The sequence below is a fragment of the Bacillus cereus group sp. BfR-BA-01382 genome (assembly GCF_022663475.1).
Lineage (GTDB): Bacteria > Bacillota > Bacilli > Bacillales > Bacillaceae_G > Bacillus_A > Bacillus_A thuringiensis_S.
In genome coordinates this window covers 15,752-34,544 of sequence record NZ_JAKUFQ010000055.1, presented here as the reverse complement: position 1 = coordinate 34,544, position 18,793 = coordinate 15,752, and the positions used below count along the sequence as shown (strand labels likewise).

Genomic DNA, 18,793 nt, shown 5'->3' with positions numbered 1-18,793 from the left:
ATTCAAATATCCTCGTGCTAATGCGATACCTCCTATATAAAGTTCACCTACTGTCCCAATAGGGACAAGTTTTTTAGCTTCATTTAATACATATACCTCTACATTGGGAATGGACCGCCCAATAGGAGGTGCTCCATCTCCTTTGTATATTCCCGCAACGGTATAAACTGTAGTTTCTGTTGGACCATACGCATTAATAAAAAGGTGATTTTGCATCCATCGTTTTGCCACTTGTTCAATACAGGCTGATCCCGCAGAAATAACAACCTGTAAATCTTTAAATACAGATTCATCTAACAAATTAAGTACCGTAGGGGGTAAAAGTGCATGTGTAATTTTATTTTTTTGCAAGAACTGAGTAAGTGGTTCAACTGGCATAATATCGTGTTGACTACATACATATAAAGTTCCACCTGAAACTAGGCTAGTAAATATCTCAAATACTGAAGCATCAAATGATAATGAGGCAAATTGAATATTTCTACTGTCTGAAAGCTTTTTTGTTCAATTAATACCCCTTTGGGTTTTCCTGTAGATCCAGATGTATAGATTACATATGCCAAATTATCTGGTTTAACTTCAATTGTAGGATTTATATTTTTTTCTCTCGAAATATTCATTTCATGTTCTTTTATATTAATACAGTCTATTTCTTTAGGTATCCACTGTGTTGGATGGTTTTGGGTTAGCAATACTTGTATGTTGGCATCTTTCAAGATATATTTAAGCCTCTTTGTTGGATATGCGGGATCTAGTGGGACATATGCGCCACCAGCTTTTATTATTCCTAATATACTTACAATCATCTCTAAAGAACGTTCTATATAAACCCCTACCATACTTTCAGGGCCTATGTTTCGTTTTTGTAGATAAAAAGCTAATTGATTTACTTTTTCATTTAATTCCTTATAAGTTAACTGTTGATCTTTATATACCAACGCAACAGAATCTGGATTCTGAATTACTTGCTGTTCAAATAATTTTTGAACAGTGTGTTCTGGTCTGTTTGATAATTTAAGATTAGTATTCATTATATCACTCCTTGAATATTATATTTAACAGTACTCATAGCGGTCCCAACAACAAAGCGCGAATTTCGTACGCTCAGGAATTATAAAGATTATAGCCTTAGCGTACAGAATCTATGAAATGTTGGTGCTACCCCATAAGGAAAACGTAAACAATCTCATTAGGCATATTAACTTTTAGGGGCAATGCCTTAATAAGTCAATTATATAACAAGTATTAACATTTGAAGATTTAAATTTTAAAAATTTAGTCAATTAAGAAAACAGAATGATTCATTGTATTTGCATCCCTAAAAAAATCCCATCTGTTCATTTTGTACAAAAAACTTTAAATCAACATTGATATTATAATGAATTAGTTAAATTATAAATATAAGTAAATAGCGAAGAATATTGCATTCTTACTGAAAGATATATATATTTATCTAAAAATAATATATGCATTAAATATATACATATAGTTATACGCATCTATTAATAAATCCATCATCATCTTTTCTTTTTAAAGTGTTCCAAATATAAATTAATGTATAATTTATATATAACAAAGAAAAAAGTACCTACTCTTATAGGTACTTTTTTCTATTTTGATTAATTGTGCATCTAGTTACAATTGCGACTTCATTTATATTTGAACAAAGGTTAACTAAAATGAGTGGGTCTATAAAAGATTACTATTTAAATAATATAAAAATAGATTGTTCAAATTAAGAATTCTAAAGATCCTAGATTATGCCTAAACAGATAAGTAACTAACCATCTCTACACTCGATACCACAGAAAGACTGCCAGTAATGGTGGTCTTTTTAAATTGGTGAGATTGTACTAGGTTGAGCAAAAAAATGGAACCGAAAAAGTTATTTCTAATGAGGATAGCCTTCTTATGATGAAGTTTAATTCAGTGGATCTGCAAGCAAACATAAAAGAAGGAAAAAATTACAATTTTACTTTACGTGGATATAGAGTACCTATACTTTCATGGTTTCCAAATTTAGATGGTGCCGAACCACAAAATTAGCACTATTCTTTAATAAAAAATCCTACTCATTTTTTACTGAGTAGGATTTTTTATTAAAGAGCTATTTCGTATTAATTTGTGCCATCATTTAATATGCTATTTTTAAATGATTTCCAAATTTGATAACTAATTATCTAAATTTCTAAATTCTATACAGCACTATCAATTAAACAATTATTAAATATATCTTCTATCTAAAACATCGTATTATCATTAGCTGCTTCACTTGGAATCTCTTGAATTACATCCCAGTGTTCGACAATCTTTCCATCCTTGATACGAAATATATCCACTATAGCAACTCCCTTATCTTGAGAATTAGTACGAGAATGTACATGAAGAGCAACCGTATCCCCTTCAGCTACTACACGTTTAATCTCTGCAGAGGAATTAGGATTTTTAACAAAATCCTCCTTAAAGAAATCCATGAAGGCTTTTCTTCCATCAGCAACAAAAGGATTATGTTGCTTATACTCTTCACCTACATATTTAGGGATAATATCGATATTATGTTTGTTAAAAACTTCATTATAGAAATCAACTACCATCTTTTTATTCTTTTCATTTTCTTTTACTTCTTTTGATACAGAAGCAACATTTTCGCTCTTAATTGAGTTCCCTTTGTTATTACCGGTGGAAGCTTGATATACCAAAGTCGAAACTACTCCTAAAATAAATACAGAAATAATTGTTATGATTAAACTTTTCTCTAATTTCATATATACCTACCTCTTCTACTTAAATAAGTTTTCTTCTATAAAAAGTTTGAAGAAGGAGAAACCTTCCCAAAAATGTAATGTCAGGGGTAATGTTAGGAATTTCATTTATCCTCCCCCTATACAAGGCATATTAGAAACGATTAACTCTAACTTAATACCTCATTAACAGTTGCACTGTCCACAATTTGAATAAACTTCTTAACCTTATCGTTCTCATCAAACTTATAAAGATGACAAAAATCTGCTACAAATGACTTCCCTGTAGCTTTATATGTTCCACTATATTTTCCATACACAATAACAGTATTGTTATTAAAAGCATAAATTTCATCTTTTGCACTATAGTTATCCCATTCCGTACCAAGACGTTCATGTACGTTCTTCACTACTTCATCTGGACCAATATAAGTACCCGCATATGGAAACCCAGCAGCTTCTGTCCAAGATACATTTTCACTTAAATACGTTTTGAACGTATCCAATTTCCCTTCGCCAGTTAACACATACGTTTCATGTAATAGCTTTTGATATTTATTCATATCATTAACCCCAAGGCATTTCTTTTGTTACAACTTTTGCACTTAATTCTAATACACCTTTATTTGCATAGCCTGGATATGCTGCATCAAGTCTTGCTACAAAATCTTTTGAAGTTTTACTTTCCTCAGAAGCTTGAATCGCAGTTCTTAGATAATCCATTGTCGCAGTAAGTGCTTGACTATTTAAGGATTTTTCAATTGATCCATGGCTAGGTACAATGATGTCAGCATGTAATGCTTGTAACACTTTCAAGTTTTCAATCCAAGCCTCCATTGCCGCTTTTGAGCTAGTATCAGCTAAGAATACATGGATTTCGTTAAATACATCAATACCACCAATTAATACTTTCAGCTCTTTATTAAATAAGCTAGTTCTGTAATGATCTAAGCCTACTAGTTCAAATGTTAACCCCTGAAAATCAATTGTTTTTTCTTTAAACACTTGAGGTAATACCACGTTATTCGGTGCATTTTCTCCAAGGGCGTCTTTCCAAACTTTTAATTTCCCTAAGACAGAATGAACGATATGTTCAACAGTAGACTCTGTTGCATACGCTATAGCTTCTGGGTAAACGGCTTTAATGCTCTCTAATCCAAAGTAGTAGTCTGGATCCCCATGAATAATAAAGATTTTATCTAAAGATAAGTCGTTTTTTTTCAGATACTCAACAATTTCTTTCGAATCAGATTGAGTAAATTTTGAGTTTATTAAAAATGCATGTCCTGCTTTCTCAACTAATGTTGCTGTGACCATAAAGCTTTTTTCGTCCGAACTAAACACCGTTAATTTCACATCTTTTTGATTTGTATCGATTGTTTTAAACATAGTATGTTATTCTCCTTTTGTTAAAGTTATTAACTAATCATCATATTTTTATCTTGTTCCGATAAAGTGAAACTTTAATCAGTGGGGGTTTTGTTCATCCCCCACTGATTATTAGTTGAACCAATCGGACTTTTACGGACAGTTGATCCCCCACCTAACTTCTTTGCTTCCACTGAATTTTGAGGTGGGGGTCTTACCGCCCGTTAAAGCGGGATAAAATCTCCCACTCCCATTTATCTGAAAGTGTAATAGTACTGGCGAATATTCCGGAGATGAATGTCAGGTGGCCTAAGATAACATGTTTGCTACTATATCCTAAATTTTCTTAATATAAATTTTTAAAACGCGCTTCAATTTTACCTGGCGTCATTACGCCACCACCAATAGGAATAATTTGATTATCCTTTTGTAAAAGTAATGAAGGATAGCTATTAACACCAAGCTGTCGAACTTTATTGAAATCATTTTGGACATCTAATATTGTTTCTTGAGCGTTTAAACGTTTTAATACTTGTTCAGGGTCCAAACCATGCTCGATTGCAATTTTGCGATATGTTTCAGGATCACTCAGACTTTGGCCCTCATAATAAAACGCTTTTTGCATAGCCGAAGTGAATTCTAATAAACGGTCTGGCGCTAATGAGCGTAAAGCTGAAAAACCAATTGCAGCATCTTTCGAATTCATTTTAAAAGTCCCTTCCTCCACCAATTTTTGATAGGAAGGACCAAATTCAGCACCTGTAAGTTGATTAATTCTTTTATTTCCCTCTTCTATATATGAGAAGTTTTTCATTGGTAAATTATCTAAAAATAACCCTCCACATAAAACTGTTAATGGCACTTCAGTGTGGTTTTTGTAAAATCCTTTAATACTTTCTGAAAAACCATAGCACCATCCACAATATGCATCCCATACGTAAATAAGGTTATCTTGTTTCGTCTCCATTTAAATCTCCTACCTTTTTTTATTATCCAGCTCAACTAAATTTTTGGTTTATATAAGTACATCTTTTTATACCTTGTTCTTTTTTAGATACCTTACTATATTTCCCCAAAACTAATATTTCCAAAGAAAGATCCACCAAGGTTTTTAACAAAAGATAACGTTGCACCTTATTGCCCCGTAACAGAAAATACTAAAGCTTGGAATATGCATTGATTTGAATGTGTTAGTAACTTTCTACACCGGGTGGCAACGTATGGACCACCATCCTTAATTAAATATATAAATCATATTTTTAGCAGATATTAGTTGTAACTAAATTGATTACATCTTTATGTAACTATTTTAGTTACAACTAATATAGAAGTCAATTCTTTTTTTCAAAAACATTAAATTTCTACATTAAGTTACAACCAATCCCACTCTTTACAAAAATATATCAACGTTTATTCAATTATATCAATCGTAACTCCGAATATATCAACGTTTCGACACAACATATCGATTTACCGACAAATTTCGAGCGCGCTATCTCCTAAACTAACAACCAATCCCACACCACGTCCACCTACAAAGAAAAAAGCACCAGGTCCCCCCTAGTGCTCTCCCTCTAAAACAAATGACAAGCCACCTCATGCCCCTTCTCAATCTCCACCATCTTCGGTACTTCCTGTGCACATTTTTCAGTGGCGAATTTGCAGCGCGTTCTGAATTTGCAGCCGGATGGTGAGTTTAGTGGGCTTGGTACTTCTCCCTCTAGGATAATCCGTTCTTTGCCTGTGTTTGTTGGATCTGGTTCTGGCATAGATGAAAGTAGTGCTTGTGTGTATGGATGTGCCGGTTTTGTGTATAGGTCTTCACTGTCGGCAATTTCTACTATGTTTCCTAAGTACATGACTCCGATTCGGTCTGATATGTGCCTTACCATAGATAGGTCATGTGCGATGAATAAGTATGTGACGCCTGTTTCTTCTTGAATGTCTTGCAGCATGTTTACGACTTGTGCTTGGACTGAGACATCGAGTGCTGAGATTGGTTCGTCACATAAGATAAAGTCTGGTTTTACAGATAGTGCCCGCGCGATGCTAATGCGCTGGCGCTGGCCTCCGCTAAATTCGTGCGGATAGCGATATAAATGTTCTTCTTTTAAACCTACCTTTTTCAGAAGGTCTAAAATGATTTCTTTTTGTTCTTCTTTTTCGTAGGAACCGTGAATGTTCATCGGTTCGCTAATAATTTGGAATACATTCATTGCCGGGTTTAATGATGCGTATGGATCTTGGAAAATGATTTGCATTCTTTTTCGATATTCTTTTAGTTCACTTTCCTTTAAACTTGCGATATCTTTTCCGTCAAACAAAACGTTACCTGAAGTGACATCATGTAAGCGAATGATACTTCTTCCTGTCGTTGATTTTCCACAGCCAGATTCCCCTACTAACCCGAATGTTTCACCCTTTTTAATAGTGAAGCTTAAGTCATCGACTGCTTTTAATTGCTCTGTTTTTCTGCCGAATAGTCCTTTTTTAATAGGAAAATACTTTTTTAAGTTCCGAACTTCAATTAAGTTTTCTTCATGCATGTGAATCACCTACTGTCTTATCGTTTAACCAGCACATGGAACGTCTTTCGTTTCCGATTTCAAAATATGGCGGACGTTCTTTTTCACAAATGTCCATCGCATGCGGGCAACGCTCTGCGAATGGGCAACCTTGTGGCGGGTTTAATAAGTTTGGCGTTACACCTTGAATAGGAGCGAGTCTTTCTTTTACGCCGTTCGCTATTTTTGGCAAAGAGTTTAATAGCCCTTTCGTATATGGATGATTCGGCGATTGGAAAATATCAAGTACAGGTCCTTCTTCCATAATAAGCCCGCCGTACATAACGATAACGCGCGTACAGTTTTGCGCGACGATTCCTAAGTCATGCGTAATAAGAAGTAACGCCATATTCGTTTCGTTCTTTAAGTTTTTCATTAAATCTAGTATTTGCGCCTGTATCGTTACATCAAGTGCAGTCGTCGGTTCGTCAGCAATAAGAAGGTCCGGATTACAAGACATCGCCATTGCGATCATAACCCGCTGCTTCATACCACCGCTTAGTTCATGCGGATATTGTTTTACCCTTTCTTCTGGTGACGAAAGGCCGACTTGTTTTAACAAGTTGATCGCAATCTGCTCTGCTTCTTTCTTTTTCACTTTTTGATGACGTATAATTACTTCCGTCATTTGTTTCCCAATTTTCACGACTGGATTTAGCGCTGACATTGGGTCTTGAGAGATAAGTGAAATTTGATTTCCTCTAATAGAACGTAATTCTTTTTCAGATTTAGAAAGTATGTTTTCATTATGAAAAAGGATTTCCCCTTCTTTCACTTTTCCTGGTGACGTAACGAGAGACATAACAGACTTCGCCATTACACTCTTCCCGCTTCCAGATTCCCCAACGATACCAACTACTTCTCCTTTATGTAAACGAAATGTAACGCCGCGAACCGCTTCTACTTCTCCGCTTTCTATGAAAAAAGAAGTCTTTAAATTATTCACTTCTAATAGTTTTTCAGACACGTTTCTCACTCCTTTCACGTAACACTTTAGTTTTCATTTCCAGCTCCTTTTGGCGCGAAAGCTTTCTTCAATGCTTCACCAATTACGTTAAAACTAAGTACCGTTAAAAGGATAAGGAATCCTGGGAAGAGCGTTAAATACCAAGCTTCGCCAATATACCCTTGCGCATTGTTTAGCATGCTGCCCCAAGAAGAATCTGGTTCTCTAATACCTAATCCTAAGAAGCTAAGTGATGATTCCATTAAAATCGATGTCGCAATTGTTAATGTCGCAGCGATAATAATGGTTGATAAAATGTTTGGAATGATATGTCTTACAATAATTGCAAGTGATTTCTGTCCAGATACTTTTGCATACAAAACGTACTCACGCTCTTTTACAGATAGCGTTTCTGCCCTTACAATACGAGCGGTGTCCATCCATGTTAGTAATCCAATAATAAGAACTAACGTCGTAATCCCTGGTTTTAAATAAGCATTTAATAACAGCATTAAGAAGAATGATGGAATTGACATAAGTACTTCTACAATTCGCATTAAGAAGTTGTCTAACTTTCCGCCATAATATCCACTAATTGTTCCAACTGCGGTTCCGATTGTAATAGATACAACCATTGCAAGAAAACCAACCGCAAGCGAAACGCGTCCGCCATATAATGCCCTCGTTAAGTAATCCCTTCCGTAATCATCCGTGCCGAAAGGATGACTCATACTCGGTTCTTGTAAACGATCTGGAATCGACATTTTGCTAGGATCGTATGGCAATACGAATGCAAAAATGGATGCGATCGTTAAAACCGCAAGTATAATAACTCCCATTAGTACAAACTTATTTTTCGTAAAACTACTTTTTATCGTTTGAAATCTCCTATTATTCATTCCAAATCACCCCCTCATTCGAATGCGCGGATCTACTACGCCATATAAAATATCAGCAATTAAGTTACCGAGAATTAACATGAATGATGATAATAATGTAATTGCCATGATAATCGGATAATCAAATCTAAAAATAGCATTTACCCCGAGCGAACCAAGTCCTGGCCATGAGAATACTGTTTCCGTAATAAACGCCCCGCCTACTAAACTTGGAATAGATAACCCGAAAATTGTAATGATCGGTATTAATACATTTCGAAGTACGTGATTAAATAAAACGGTCTTCTTTGAAGCACCGTACGCATATTGAATTTGTACGTAGTCTTCTTCTAATTGCTGAATCGTACTTGAACGAATATATCTCATATAAACAGAGACGTTTTGGAACGCAAGCACCATACAAGGTAAAATGCCGTGTTGGACAATATCCCAGACAGAGTCTTTACCAACGGTGCGCATACCCATGCTCGGAAGAAGGTTCAACTTTAAAGAGAATAAGTAAATTAATAGTAAAGCGAACCAAAAGACTGGCATTGAAATTCCCACATAAGAGATAAAGTTCACAATGCGATCAAAGATAGAATTCTTTTTCACACCTGTAAGTAGTCCAAGCGGGATTGCGATTACAAATGAGACGAGTAAAGACGATCCCATTAAGCCGATTGTCGCAGGTAACCTTTCTACAATAAGATCTAGAACAGGACGATGGTTTTGAAGTGAATAACCAAAGTTCCCTGTTAAAATATTTTTTAACCATAAAATATACTGCATATAAATTGGTTGATCTAGCCCTAAACTTGTGCGAATACGCTCAACATCAATTGGACTCATATTCGGCGTGACAAAGTTTCGAACCGGATCGCCCGGTGCTAGTTTTATTAATAGAAAAGAAATAATAGAAATAACAAATAAAAGCGGAATTGCATTTAAAAGCCTCTTCCCAATTACTTTATACACAAACTTCCCCCCTCAAGGTAAAGTGAAACTTTCATTAGCCTACATCAATTAGGCTTTAACTTGATAAAGAAGCTGATTTCCACCAGCTTCTTTATTGTTTCTTATTTCACTTCATAAATCTTAGATAGATCTTCAAACATTGTGACAGGAATTGCTTTCGCTTCTTTTAATCCATCAAACTTTTTATCTACTGCAATAACTGCTTTCGGATACGCGATTGGTAGATAAGGTACGTCTTCTCTAGCTGTCTCTTGAATTTTATGGTATAGCTCTGCGCGTTTTGTTTTATCTGTCTCAACTGCAGCTTCTTCCCATAACTTATCGAAATCAGCGTTTTTATATCGTGCATAATTGTATTCAGCATTGCTTAAGAATAAGCTCTTATATGAATCTGGCTCAGGTCCCATTATGTAACCACCAAATGTAATGTCATATTCTTTATTCTCTTTATCTAAGCCTTTTTCACTTGCCGCACTAGCATCTAATGCATTTAGTTCAACTTCTAAGCCAACTTCTTTTAATTTTTGTTGTGTATATAACGCTAAGCTTTCCATAATTTTATTATTCGTTACATACATCACACGTACTTTTTCCTTATCTTTCACGCCAGCTTTTGCTAATAAATCTTTCGCTTCTTTTTTATCATACTTATAGTCTTTAATATCTTTCGCATAATACATAGCGTCTGGCGTTAAGATTGAATTTGCTGGTTCTGCAAATTCACCTGAAACGAATGCTGAGTTAATCATTTCTTTCTTATCTAACGCATGTGCAATTGCTTGGCGCACTTCTTTTTTCTTCATAAGATCAGTATTCATGTTATAAGATAAGTAGAATAATCTACCTTCAGGGAATGTCACCATTGAGAAGTTCCCAGTGCTATCTAGTTTCTTAAAGTCTTGCGGCTCAATCATCTTCATGTTGATTTGACCATTTTGCAGTGAAACATTTGCTGTATTACGGTCTTTTACAACGCGGTATACGATAGAGTCTAATTTAGCTTTCCCACCTACATAATCATCAAATCGATCTAATGCAACGTACTCATCTGATTTATACTCTTTAAACTTAAACGGTCCTGAACCTACAGGCTGTAAGTTTTTCTTACTCTTCGCTAAATCTGCTTCCCCTTCAAATACATGTTTCGGAATTGGGAAGAAATCATTCATCACACCTTCGAAAGATGCGCTTACTTGTGGTAAAACGAATTGAGTTGTTAACTCATCTACCTTTTTCACCTCAAGCGGCTTTCCTTTAAAAATAAAGTTTTCACGACTTGAGCTATTTTGCTTCTCATCCAAAATAGATTGGAATGTAAATGCTATATCGTCTGATGTAATTTTCTTACCATCATGCCATTTCAAATTATCTTTTAACTTCAGTGTCCACGTTAATTGATCTTCTGAAGGCGTAAAGCTCTCAGCAAGAACAAACTTTTTCTTACCGTCTTCCATATGATATAGCGGCGCATATAAAGCCTGCTGCACAGTTAATGACACACGATCATTCGCATAAAGCGGATTCATCGTATCTGGATTATCGCTAACACCAATCGTTAACGTTCCTCCATCTTTCGGAGTCCCTGATTTACTAGTGCCCGCTTGCTTCGAATCTTTTTCCCCTGAACAAGCAGCTAATGCAATAAGTAGTATTAGAACAAATGGTAATGCAAATAATTTCCGTTTCATCTTTCGGCCCCCTCAAACTAGTTATACCCATAAGAAAACTCGGAATTAATCCCGAGTTTTCTTATAAGTTTTAAATTACCACTACCTGTATGTAAAGTCAAACTTTTTTGTAAATGTGGAAAGTTTGCAATCTACTAATACATTCTTGCCATAAAATATATTTATAAGGATGATAAAATAAAAAGACCACCAAAAGGCAGTCTCAAAACTCAATCTTACTCCCTACTCCTTGCTCCACCGCTCTCTCATACAAATACTTCGCAACGATAATATCCACTACTGCCAAACCAACTGATTTGAAAATAGTAATCTCTTCATCGCTTTCGCGGCCTGCTTTTTCCTCGCTTATAATTTGACCAAGTTCAGCGTGAATGGCGTTCGCTTTGAATAGACCTTCTTTTATCGGAACTTGAAGGTCTCCTGTTTCGTCTAGTGCTGCTTCTTTTGATTCGACTACTACTTTGTTTGCGCTTGTGATGGCGTGTGAGGGTAGTTCTTGCATGCTCGGTCTGAATGAGCCGACGGCGTTTACGTGGACGCCTTTTTGTAGTGTTTCTGAGAAGACTGGTGTGGTTGCGTTCGTAGTTGTGACGATGATGTCTGCTTCACGTATTGCTTCATTTGGATCCCTGTAAACGTAAGCAGGTTTACCAAATTTCTCTTGTATATATTGCGCAAATGCATATGCTTTTTCTTCTGTTCGATTGTATAAAATGACTTTTTCGATATCTCTAACTGCAAATATTGCTTCGGCAATTCCTTTCGCTTGTTCGCCCGTGCCGATAATGCATAAAGTTTTTGCGTTATGACGAGCTAAATATTTTGTCGCTACTCCTGATAAGGCGCCCGTTCGGATCATCGTTAAGTACGATCCTTCTAGAAGTGCGAGCGGTTCTCCCGTTTGAAAGTCTGATAGCATCACAATCCCATTGATTGTTTTCTTTCCTATCTGTTTATTTTGCGGGACTACCGTTACTATTTTTACTCCAAGTGCCTCAAGCCCTTCCGCTACTGAAGGCATAATTAATGCCGTATTTTGCTCATTCGCAAATGGTAATGAGCCTCTTATTGGTGTAATCGTTCTTTCTGCGGAAAATTCTTTTAAAGCAAGCGCCGCGTATTCAATAACTTCATTCATATTTACTAAGTTTCTTTGTTCGTTCGCGCTTATAACTAGCATATCTTTCCACCCCCTTCTTCTATCCCGTATTAACGGGCAGTAAGACTCCCATCTAAAAATTCAGTTGGACAAAGAAGTTACACGGGAGATCAACTGCCCGTAAAAACCCGATTGGTTCAACTAATAATCAGTGAGGAACCCCTCCACTGATTAAAGTTTCACTTTATCCTAACAAAAATCCTCGGTTCAAATCATCTCTCGGATCTACAACGAACTGATGAAACCCTGTAATAAATGCATGCCCCGTTACTTTCGGAACGACAGCTTCATATGTACCTACCGCTGTTACCGACAATACTTCTCCCTCGAATTTCCCATCAGTAATGCATTCGTGGACGAAGATTTCTCCTTTTTGTAAGGCATCTTTTTCAAAAAGAGTTGCGATTCTCGCTGAAGTTCCTGTACCGCAAGGAGAACGATCTACTTGCCCATCAGCAAAAATCGTTACATTTCGTAGCGTAGCACCTTTGTCTTTCGGTTCATCTGAAAAGATAACGCCGTATATTCCTTTTAAACTTTCTTCAAGTGGATGCTTCACTTCCATTTTGCTCTCTATATAATGTTTAATTTTACCGCCCCACGTTTGAATAGCGGGCAAGTCTTTAAAATCAACTTTCAAACCAAATTCTTTACAGTCTACAACAGCGTAAAATGCTCCTCCAAACGCGATATCTACTTGAAATTCATAGTTATCTATTTTAATAGGAACGTCTTTTTTGTATACAAATGAAGGAACATTTTCAAATGATACAGATTCTACTTCACTCCCGTTATATTTTGCATACGCAATAACTTCTCCGGCTGGGCTATCAATAATGAAATTTTGTTTTTCACCCTTTACTTCAAACATGCCTGTTTCAATTCCAACTGTAATGACAGCAATAATGCCATGACCACACATCGTACTCCAGCCTTCATTGTGCATAAATAAAACACCAAAATCAGCGTGAGCACTTGCAGGCGGGGTAATAATACAACCATACATCCCGTGATGCCCCCTCGGTTCATACATAAGAACCTCACGAAGATGGTCCAAATGTTCCATACAGTACGCGCGTCTTTCCAGCTGCGTTTCTCCTTTTATTTCTGGCACGCCGCCCGTAATAATTCGAAGCGGCTCCCCAGCTACGTGTGCATCAATTGTCGTGTACACTTTACTAACCTTCATTTCTATCTCTCCCCTATACGTTGATACTATTTCCAACGCAAGTATCATGCCAAATCGTATAGCATTCCTTTTTTCAAATCCCCTGGACAATGTGTATTCTTTTTTCAACAAATTCATATACAACTGTCTACTTTTTTATACACGGCTTGGACGTTACGCTATAAAACACCTCGATAACTTTGCAATTTCACTGGTACACACATGTAGGATTCCTTTTATCATTATTATTTTCAATGTAAAGTTACTTCGCTCCCAAACATATACTGTTCAAAAGCAAAAAGGAAGTGATCCAATGTACTACGGAACAAAAGGCTGGTACGTAGCTGAACTAAAAAAATTAGGCGTACGCTATCATGAAGGACGAAAACTAGAAAGTTACCGCGGGCACATATTACGCAATTTATTAATTGCACAACAAGAGAAATTAAAAGAACATTAATAGATTCTCCTATCACAATATCAACTTATCGCCGCCTACAAACTGCCAATCAATCACACATTAAACTACACTAAAAAGGTCACCCAAACGGTTGACCTTCCTTTCTTATTCACAAACAAGAATTTGTCTAGTAAATGACCCTTTTCTTGTAATACAGCGATCTGTAATTTCAAATCCTGCTTCATGGATCATGTCATCCATTGTCTCCATCGTTACAACGACTACCTTTTTAGCAATGCGGCGCGCACTTGAAAGAATGGAGAGCTGGTCTTCTGGTGTGGCATGCGTAAATAAGTCATAGGGCATATCGATAATTGCAACGTCGTAGTTCTCAGTAATTTCTTCAATTGGTCCTTTTGTTACTGTTCCTTCAAATCCAAAATGTGCGATGTTTTTTCTCGTTCCAAGAACTACAAGTGGATTTATATCTCTACCAACGATATTAATCCCCATAGAAAGTGCTTCTACTACTACTGTTCCAATACCGCAGCACGGGTCAATTGCTCGTACTCCCTCTGGATTTGGTACAGCGATATTTGCAACTGATCTCGCAACACGTGTGCTAAGTGATGTCGAATAGCTATGCGGTTTTTTTATGTGATGATACCAAACTGGTTCGCTTTCTACATAGTGCCCGAAGTACCAGCGTCCTCCAAGAGGAACAATCCCGAATACACGCTCTGGATTACGAACATCCGCTTCTCCTTCGATATGCATGCCAAGGTCTCGTTCAATAAGACGTCTTTCTCCATATTCAATTTTATTCTCCCCAACGAGGTCATTGATTTTAACGAAAATAACTTTAAATGTCGCTCCCGCCAAATCAATTTGTTCCACTTGTTTTAAAATGCTTTCTAAGTCGTCCCCTTCATACATAACCTCAACGCGCTCTTTCATAAACGCACTTCTACTCGGGTCAATTTTGACATCACTTTTTAAAATATTAACGTGGGACTCCATTCCAAAGAACGAGCGCATTTCCAAGTAACATAAAGCACGCTCCTCCTCACGAAATGCATACGTATATATACAGGCAGGTGTTTTACTATGATTATTCAATCTATTATCATCCTCTATCGTTTAAAATTGTTATGATTACAATTACTCAAATACTTTTTTATATATAAAATTAAATGATATCATATGCCGGAAATAAAGAGAAACGTTAATAAATAAAAGAGACTGCCAATGGCAATCTCTTATTATTTATTAACGGAAAGAAGACACGTTGTTACCCATTTCTTCATAGTAATCTAAAATACCTTGATAAATAGCTTCCGCTGCATTTTGTCTTTGCGCTGGTGTAGCTATTTTATCTGCATCACTTTTATTATCTACAAATGCTAATTCTGCTAATACAGCTGGCATTGTATTTTCTCTAATTACGTATAAATCGCCTTTTTTCACACCACGATCTTTTGTTCCCAGTGCATCTACAAGACGCTCTTGAATTTTTTCTGCTAGTAAACGACTTTCTGATACGTTAGGATTTGTTCCTCTTGCTGTCGCTGATTCATAATAGAACGTTTCTGTACCTTGTCCATTTTTCTCTTCCGTGCCATTACCATGAATACTTACAAAAATATCCCCATTATTTTTTTGAGCAAATTCTACACGTTTCTTTAAAGAATCAGAAGCACTTGTTCCTGGACGTGTATCATCTGTACGAGTGAATAACACAGTAAATGGTGTCTTTTTCTCAAATATCTTCTGTAATCGTAGTGATACATCTAATACAGTTTCACTTTCTTTCTCATAATAACCTGGATTACCTGAATCAACTCCGCCATGACCTGGATCAATGATAATAGCTTTTCCTTCTAAGAAGTTACCTTGCTTCACTGGATTTAATTGATTTTTATTAACCCATTGGAAACCAGCGCCCATGCGGATACGAATCCAGCTGCCGTTCTCTTCAATAACAGTTACTTGTTGTGCGTTATGTGTTCCCATTACTTTTGAAGAAGAAGAAGCTTCTGCATAAGTAGTGAATCCTTCATTAATAACTTCTGTTTTCTCTACTAAAGGTGTCCATTTATCACCTTTACTTGTTGCAATTTTGATCCATCCATCTCGTTCTTCTTTAATTTCAACCATTTGTGGATTATGCTGATTTGCACTAATCCCAGAACTTAATGATGGTGCGTGATATGTAATGAATTTTCTATCTATGTACATTTTCTTTGTTTCTACTGGACGATCACTATTCTTGCTAAATTTATCTGTTTGCGCAGTAAGCTGAGCTGCTTGTTCACGCGTAATAGAATCATTCGGTTTCCAGCCATTCTCTGTACCTAAAGAAAGTTTTAATTCTACTAAAATATTAACTTCTTCTTTACCCCAATGATTCTCTAAATCAGCGAATTTTGTAGGAACTGGTCCTGTTACTTTGCTCTTCAGATTATATGCTCTTACAAGCATAGCTGCCATTTCAGCACGAGTTACTTTTCCTTCAGGATCAAATACTCCTGGTTCTCGCCCTTTAATAATATTCTCTTTTTCCATGGCTGCAATAAATGAAGCTGCCCAACTATTTTTTGCATCATTATAAGACGGCTTTGCATTTGGATCTACTTTAGCCCCAATTGCTGTTGCGATAATCTTTGCTGCCTGGGCACGTGTTAAATTTCCGTATGGCATAAAGTTACCATCTGGCATACCGTTAATTACATTTCTCTCTACTAAATAATAAATTGCGTCTTTCGACCACGCACTATCTGAAACATCAGGAAATTTCTTCGTTTCTGCTAAACTACTAATTGGATGTGCTAGTAAATTTGCTGCTAATAAACCTGCGGCTATTGCTTTGTACTTCATGAAAAATAAATCTCCTCTCAAAACTTCATATTCATACAATTTTTTTAATCAAGCTAACTAAAACATATTAACTATTAATTAATTCCTTTCATAGTGTATAACATTATATATCTATAGTAAACACGTTTCCGGCCGTATAACAAAAATCGCATATATATAACTTATAATGAATGTATATAAAATAAAACTTTAATCAGCCCACAAATAGCGGGCTAAAAAAGCGATTAGAACATGTCTCCTAATCGCTTCGCCAAATAAAAAGCTGATTAAAAATAATATTTTTAATCAGCTCTCTATTATCTATGAAATTATTCTTCAATTAAATTAGACATTACATATGCATACACTAATGATTCTGTATGCGCAATAGAACTTTCATGTGTACGTTCAAATGCGTGAGAAGAATCAATACCCGCTCCAATTAACGCATGTTTCACGTCAAATCCCGCACGAATCGCAGCTGATGCATCAGATCCGTAGTACGGATAAATATCTACTTTATATTCAATATGATTCGTTTTCGCAAGCTCTACTAAATGTTTACGTAAAGCGTAATGGTACGGGCCGCTAGAGTCTTTTGCACAAATAGATACTGTATATTCATCAGATGTTTGTCCATCACCTAACGCTCCCATATCAACTGCTAAGTATTCAACAGTTTCTTCTGGAATATTAGAATTACCACCGTATCCAATCTCTTCATTATTAGAAATTAAGAAATGCGTCGTATATGGTAATGTTACGTTTTCATCTTGTAATCTTTTAATTAATTTTAATAAAATCGCAACACTTACTTTGTCATCTAAATGACGTGATTTTATGTATCCACTCTCTGTAATTTGAACGCGCGGATCAAATGAAACGAAGTCTCCTACTTCAATTCCTAATTCGCGTACTTCATCAGCTGAAAATACGCGCTCATCAATACGAACTTCAATATTTTTCTCATCGCGTTTTGCTTCACCTGCATCTTTATATACATGTACAGATGTTTGATGCATTAAAATCGTTCCTGTATACGTCTTGCCACTTGATGTTTCAATTTCGCAATATTCTCCTTCTACAGAGTTCCAGCGAAATCCACCAATCATAGAAAGACTCAGGCGACCATCAGACTTAATTTCTTTTACCATCGCACCTAACGTATCAACGTGTGCTGTTAATAAGCGGTGCTGCGCATCATTCTTCCCTTTTACCGTTAAAATAAGAGCTCCCTTATTATTACGTTTCGTTTCTACGTTCCACTCACTGACATAGTTTTCAATGAAATTAATAATTTTTGCTGTATTTCCAGACGGACTTGGAACAGAGACAAGCTCCTTAATAAGTTCCATCGTTTCTCTCGCATGATGTGCCATTGTCGTTTCCTCCTCATTTTCTCTACTATTCAGTATACAAAATTCACCAGAAAACCTCTACTTATATAGCTTAATTTTCTAAATTGTAGTAAAATTCTTTTTAGTATACAAAAGGAGTCCTGAAATATGAATATATCAAAAAAATATATACACATTGCACTCATTTGGTTTTTAGCATCATTATTTTGTTTACAAGTTTCTTATGCCGTTCATACTACTACTTCTATTACAATCGGCTGGATATTAACAGCTATTTTCTTCATTATTAGCTTCATTGCAACAAAAAAGCATAGCGTTACTCATTAACGCTATGCTTTTCCTATTAAACTATTCTTCCGAGACATCTAATAAATAAATCCCTCTTTCAAATCCACCGCGCTCTACTTCTTTTTTCTTACGAAGGCGTTCCACATCTTCAATTGATGCACCTTCCGCACGTGCTAATGAAATGATTACTTCTAGTGCATCCGCAAGAGAATCTAGCGCATGTTCGCGTTCTTTCATAGAAGCAAATTCACGAATTTCTTCCGTTCCAATTTTCGCTAAAGCTTGTATGTATGCTTGACCTGTTAATTTTTGTGCGGTATACGTTTTTCCAGACATTAAAATCTTCTCTGGAACACGATCTCTTACTAACTTGTTATATGCTGACATCATTCATCCTCCTA

At 36.0% G+C, this 18,793-nt stretch carries 19 protein-coding genes; 2 read left to right on the top strand and 17 right to left on the bottom strand.

Translation table 11 applies throughout. The features are described from left to right. The 13 genes from MR160_RS34875 to MR160_RS20295 form a co-directional block, all read right to left on the bottom strand. A partial coding sequence (locus MR160_RS34875; protein ID WP_346670365.1) for an AMP-binding protein occupies nt 1-435 on the bottom strand: 435 nt, incomplete at its 3' end. Further along, nucleotides 420-1,031: an AMP-binding protein gene (locus tag MR160_RS34870; protein ID WP_255805331.1), complete on the bottom strand. Its 612-nt coding sequence runs from the start codon at nt 1,029-1,031 to the stop codon at nt 420-422. The genes MR160_RS34870 and MR160_RS34875, both read right to left, overlap by 16 nt. Before the next feature lie 1,209 nt (nt 1,032-2,240). Then, complete coding sequence (locus tag MR160_RS20345) at nt 2,241-2,765, bottom strand: nuclear transport factor 2 family protein (RefSeq protein ID WP_000764209.1); 525 nt, start codon at nt 2,763-2,765, stop codon at nt 2,241-2,243. Nucleotides 2,766-2,911: 146 nt separating this feature from the next. Then, a complete protein-coding gene (locus MR160_RS20340; RefSeq protein WP_150158748.1) occupies nt 2,912-3,304 on the bottom strand; it encodes a nuclear transport factor 2 family protein in 393 nt (130 codons plus the stop codon). Nucleotides 3,305-3,308: 4 nt separating this feature from the next. Next, complete coding sequence (locus tag MR160_RS20335; protein ID WP_098829679.1) at nt 3,309-4,130, bottom strand: MBL fold metallo-hydrolase; 822 nt, start codon at nt 4,128-4,130, stop codon at nt 3,309-3,311. A 325-nt stretch (nt 4,131-4,455) separates the two neighbouring features. Beyond that, nucleotides 4,456-5,076 (bottom strand): DsbA family protein, encoded by a 621-nt coding sequence (locus MR160_RS20330; RefSeq protein ID WP_199664997.1) that lies wholly within the window; start codon nt 5,074-5,076, stop codon nt 4,456-4,458. 607 nt (nt 5,077-5,683) lie between these two features. Continuing rightward, entirely contained in the window at nt 5,684-6,655 is a 972-nt protein-coding gene (locus MR160_RS20325; RefSeq protein ID WP_000544137.1) for an ABC transporter ATP-binding protein, read from the bottom strand. Next, nucleotides 6,648-7,640, bottom strand: coding sequence for an ABC transporter ATP-binding protein (locus MR160_RS20320; RefSeq protein ID WP_086402842.1), 993 nt, complete (start codon nt 7,638-7,640; stop codon nt 6,648-6,650). The genes MR160_RS20325 and MR160_RS20320 overlap by 8 nt, the downstream gene beginning before the upstream one ends. Nucleotides 7,641-7,666: 26 nt before the next feature. Next, nucleotides 7,667-8,518 carry an ABC transporter permease gene (locus tag MR160_RS20315; protein WP_242297926.1) on the bottom strand — a complete coding sequence of 284 codons (852 nt, stop codon included), beginning with the start codon at nt 8,516-8,518 and terminating at the stop codon, nt 7,667-7,669. A 6-nt stretch (nt 8,519-8,524) separates the two neighbouring features. After that, nucleotides 8,525-9,475, bottom strand: coding sequence for an ABC transporter permease (locus MR160_RS20310; RefSeq protein WP_098286263.1), 951 nt, complete (start codon nt 9,473-9,475; stop codon nt 8,525-8,527). A gap of 101 nt (nt 9,476-9,576) precedes the next feature. After that, entirely contained in the window at nt 9,577-11,163 is a 1,587-nt protein-coding gene (locus MR160_RS20305; RefSeq protein ID WP_000823570.1) for an ABC transporter substrate-binding protein, read from the bottom strand. Between the two features lie 202 nt (nt 11,164-11,365). Beyond that, entirely contained in the window at nt 11,366-12,343 is a 978-nt protein-coding gene (locus tag MR160_RS20300; protein WP_086391008.1) for an ornithine cyclodeaminase family protein, read from the bottom strand. Between the two features lie 163 nt (nt 12,344-12,506). Further along, complete coding sequence (locus tag MR160_RS20295; protein WP_151524935.1) at nt 12,507-13,511, bottom strand: proline racemase family protein; 1,005 nt, start codon at nt 13,509-13,511, stop codon at nt 12,507-12,509. Nucleotides 13,512-13,719: 208 nt separating this feature from the next. On the opposite strand from MR160_RS20295, the gene MR160_RS20290 reads away from it, so the two are divergent. After that, nucleotides 13,720-13,950: a YflJ family protein gene (locus MR160_RS20290; RefSeq protein WP_242297927.1), complete on the top strand. Its 231-nt coding sequence runs from the start codon at nt 13,720-13,722 to the stop codon at nt 13,948-13,950. Between the two features lie 105 nt (nt 13,951-14,055). On the opposite strand, the gene MR160_RS20285 is transcribed toward MR160_RS20290, so the two are convergent. The 3 genes from MR160_RS20285 to MR160_RS20275 all read right to left on the bottom strand — a co-directional run bounded on the left by MR160_RS20285 (nt 14,056) and on the right by MR160_RS20275 (nt 18,125). Then, entirely contained in the window at nt 14,056-15,009 is a 954-nt protein-coding gene (locus MR160_RS20285; RefSeq protein ID WP_001059321.1) for a TRM11 family SAM-dependent methyltransferase, read from the bottom strand. A gap of 150 nt (nt 15,010-15,159) precedes the next feature. Next, nucleotides 15,160-16,767, bottom strand: a complete 1,608-nt coding sequence (locus tag MR160_RS20280) for an N-acetylmuramoyl-L-alanine amidase (RefSeq protein ID WP_000875336.1) — start codon at nt 16,765-16,767, stop codon at nt 15,160-15,162. A gap of 308 nt (nt 16,768-17,075) precedes the next feature. Then, a complete protein-coding gene (locus tag MR160_RS20275; protein WP_086402841.1) occupies nt 17,076-18,125 on the bottom strand; it encodes a M42 family metallopeptidase in 1,050 nt (349 codons plus the stop codon). Nucleotides 18,126-18,251: 126 nt separating this feature from the next. On the opposite strand from MR160_RS20275, the gene MR160_RS20270 reads away from it, so the two are divergent. Continuing rightward, nucleotides 18,252-18,431 carry a hypothetical protein gene (locus MR160_RS20270; protein WP_001027087.1) on the top strand — a complete coding sequence of 60 codons (180 nt, stop codon included), beginning with the start codon at nt 18,252-18,254 and terminating at the stop codon, nt 18,429-18,431. 21 nt (nt 18,432-18,452) lie between these two features. On the opposite strand, the gene MR160_RS20265 is transcribed toward MR160_RS20270, so the two are convergent. Beyond that, nucleotides 18,453-18,779: a nucleoside triphosphate pyrophosphohydrolase gene (locus MR160_RS20265; RefSeq protein WP_001277348.1), complete on the bottom strand. Its 327-nt coding sequence runs from the start codon at nt 18,777-18,779 to the stop codon at nt 18,453-18,455. Nucleotides 18,780-18,793: the final 14 nt, after the last annotated feature.

Bases quoted from the DNA above. Each gene is read 5' to 3' on its own strand.
- MR160_RS34870 (WP_255805331.1), bottom strand. From the start codon at position 1,031: ATGAATACTAATCTTAAATTATCAAACAGACCAGAACACACTGTTCAA.
- MR160_RS20340 (WP_150158748.1), bottom strand. From the start codon at position 3,304: ATGAATAAATATCAAAAGCTATTACATGAAACGTATGTGTTAACTGGC.
- MR160_RS20330 (WP_199664997.1), bottom strand. From the start codon at position 5,076: ATGGAGACGAAACAAGATAACCTTATTTACGTATGGGATGCATATTGT.
- MR160_RS20300 (WP_086391008.1), bottom strand. From the start codon at position 12,343: ATGCTAGTTATAAGCGCGAACGAACAAAGAAACTTAGTAAATATGAAT.
- MR160_RS20270 (WP_001027087.1), top strand. From the start codon at position 18,252: ATGAATATATCAAAAAAATATATACACATTGCACTCATTTGGTTTTTA.
- MR160_RS20325 (WP_000544137.1), bottom strand. From the start codon at position 6,655: ATGCATGAAGAAAACTTAATTGAAGTTCGGAACTTAAAAAAGTATTTT.
- MR160_RS20275 (WP_086402841.1), bottom strand. From the start codon at position 18,125: ATGGCACATCATGCGAGAGAAACGATGGAACTTATTAAGGAGCTTGTC.
- MR160_RS20265 (WP_001277348.1), bottom strand. From the start codon at position 18,779: ATGTCAGCATATAACAAGTTAGTAAGAGATCGTGTTCCAGAGAAGATT.
- MR160_RS20315 (WP_242297926.1), bottom strand. From the start codon at position 8,518: ATGAATAATAGGAGATTTCAAACGATAAAAAGTAGTTTTACGAAAAAT.
- MR160_RS20280 (WP_000875336.1), bottom strand. From the start codon at position 16,767: ATGAAGTACAAAGCAATAGCCGCAGGTTTATTAGCAGCAAATTTACTA.
- MR160_RS20335 (WP_098829679.1), bottom strand. From the start codon at position 4,130: ATGTTTAAAACAATCGATACAAATCAAAAAGATGTGAAATTAACGGTG.
- MR160_RS20305 (WP_000823570.1), bottom strand. From the start codon at position 11,163: ATGAAACGGAAATTATTTGCATTACCATTTGTTCTAATACTACTTATT.
- MR160_RS20295 (WP_151524935.1), bottom strand. From the start codon at position 13,511: ATGAAGGTTAGTAAAGTGTACACGACAATTGATGCACACGTAGCTGGG.
- MR160_RS20345 (WP_000764209.1), bottom strand. From the start codon at position 2,765: ATGAAATTAGAGAAAAGTTTAATCATAACAATTATTTCTGTATTTATT.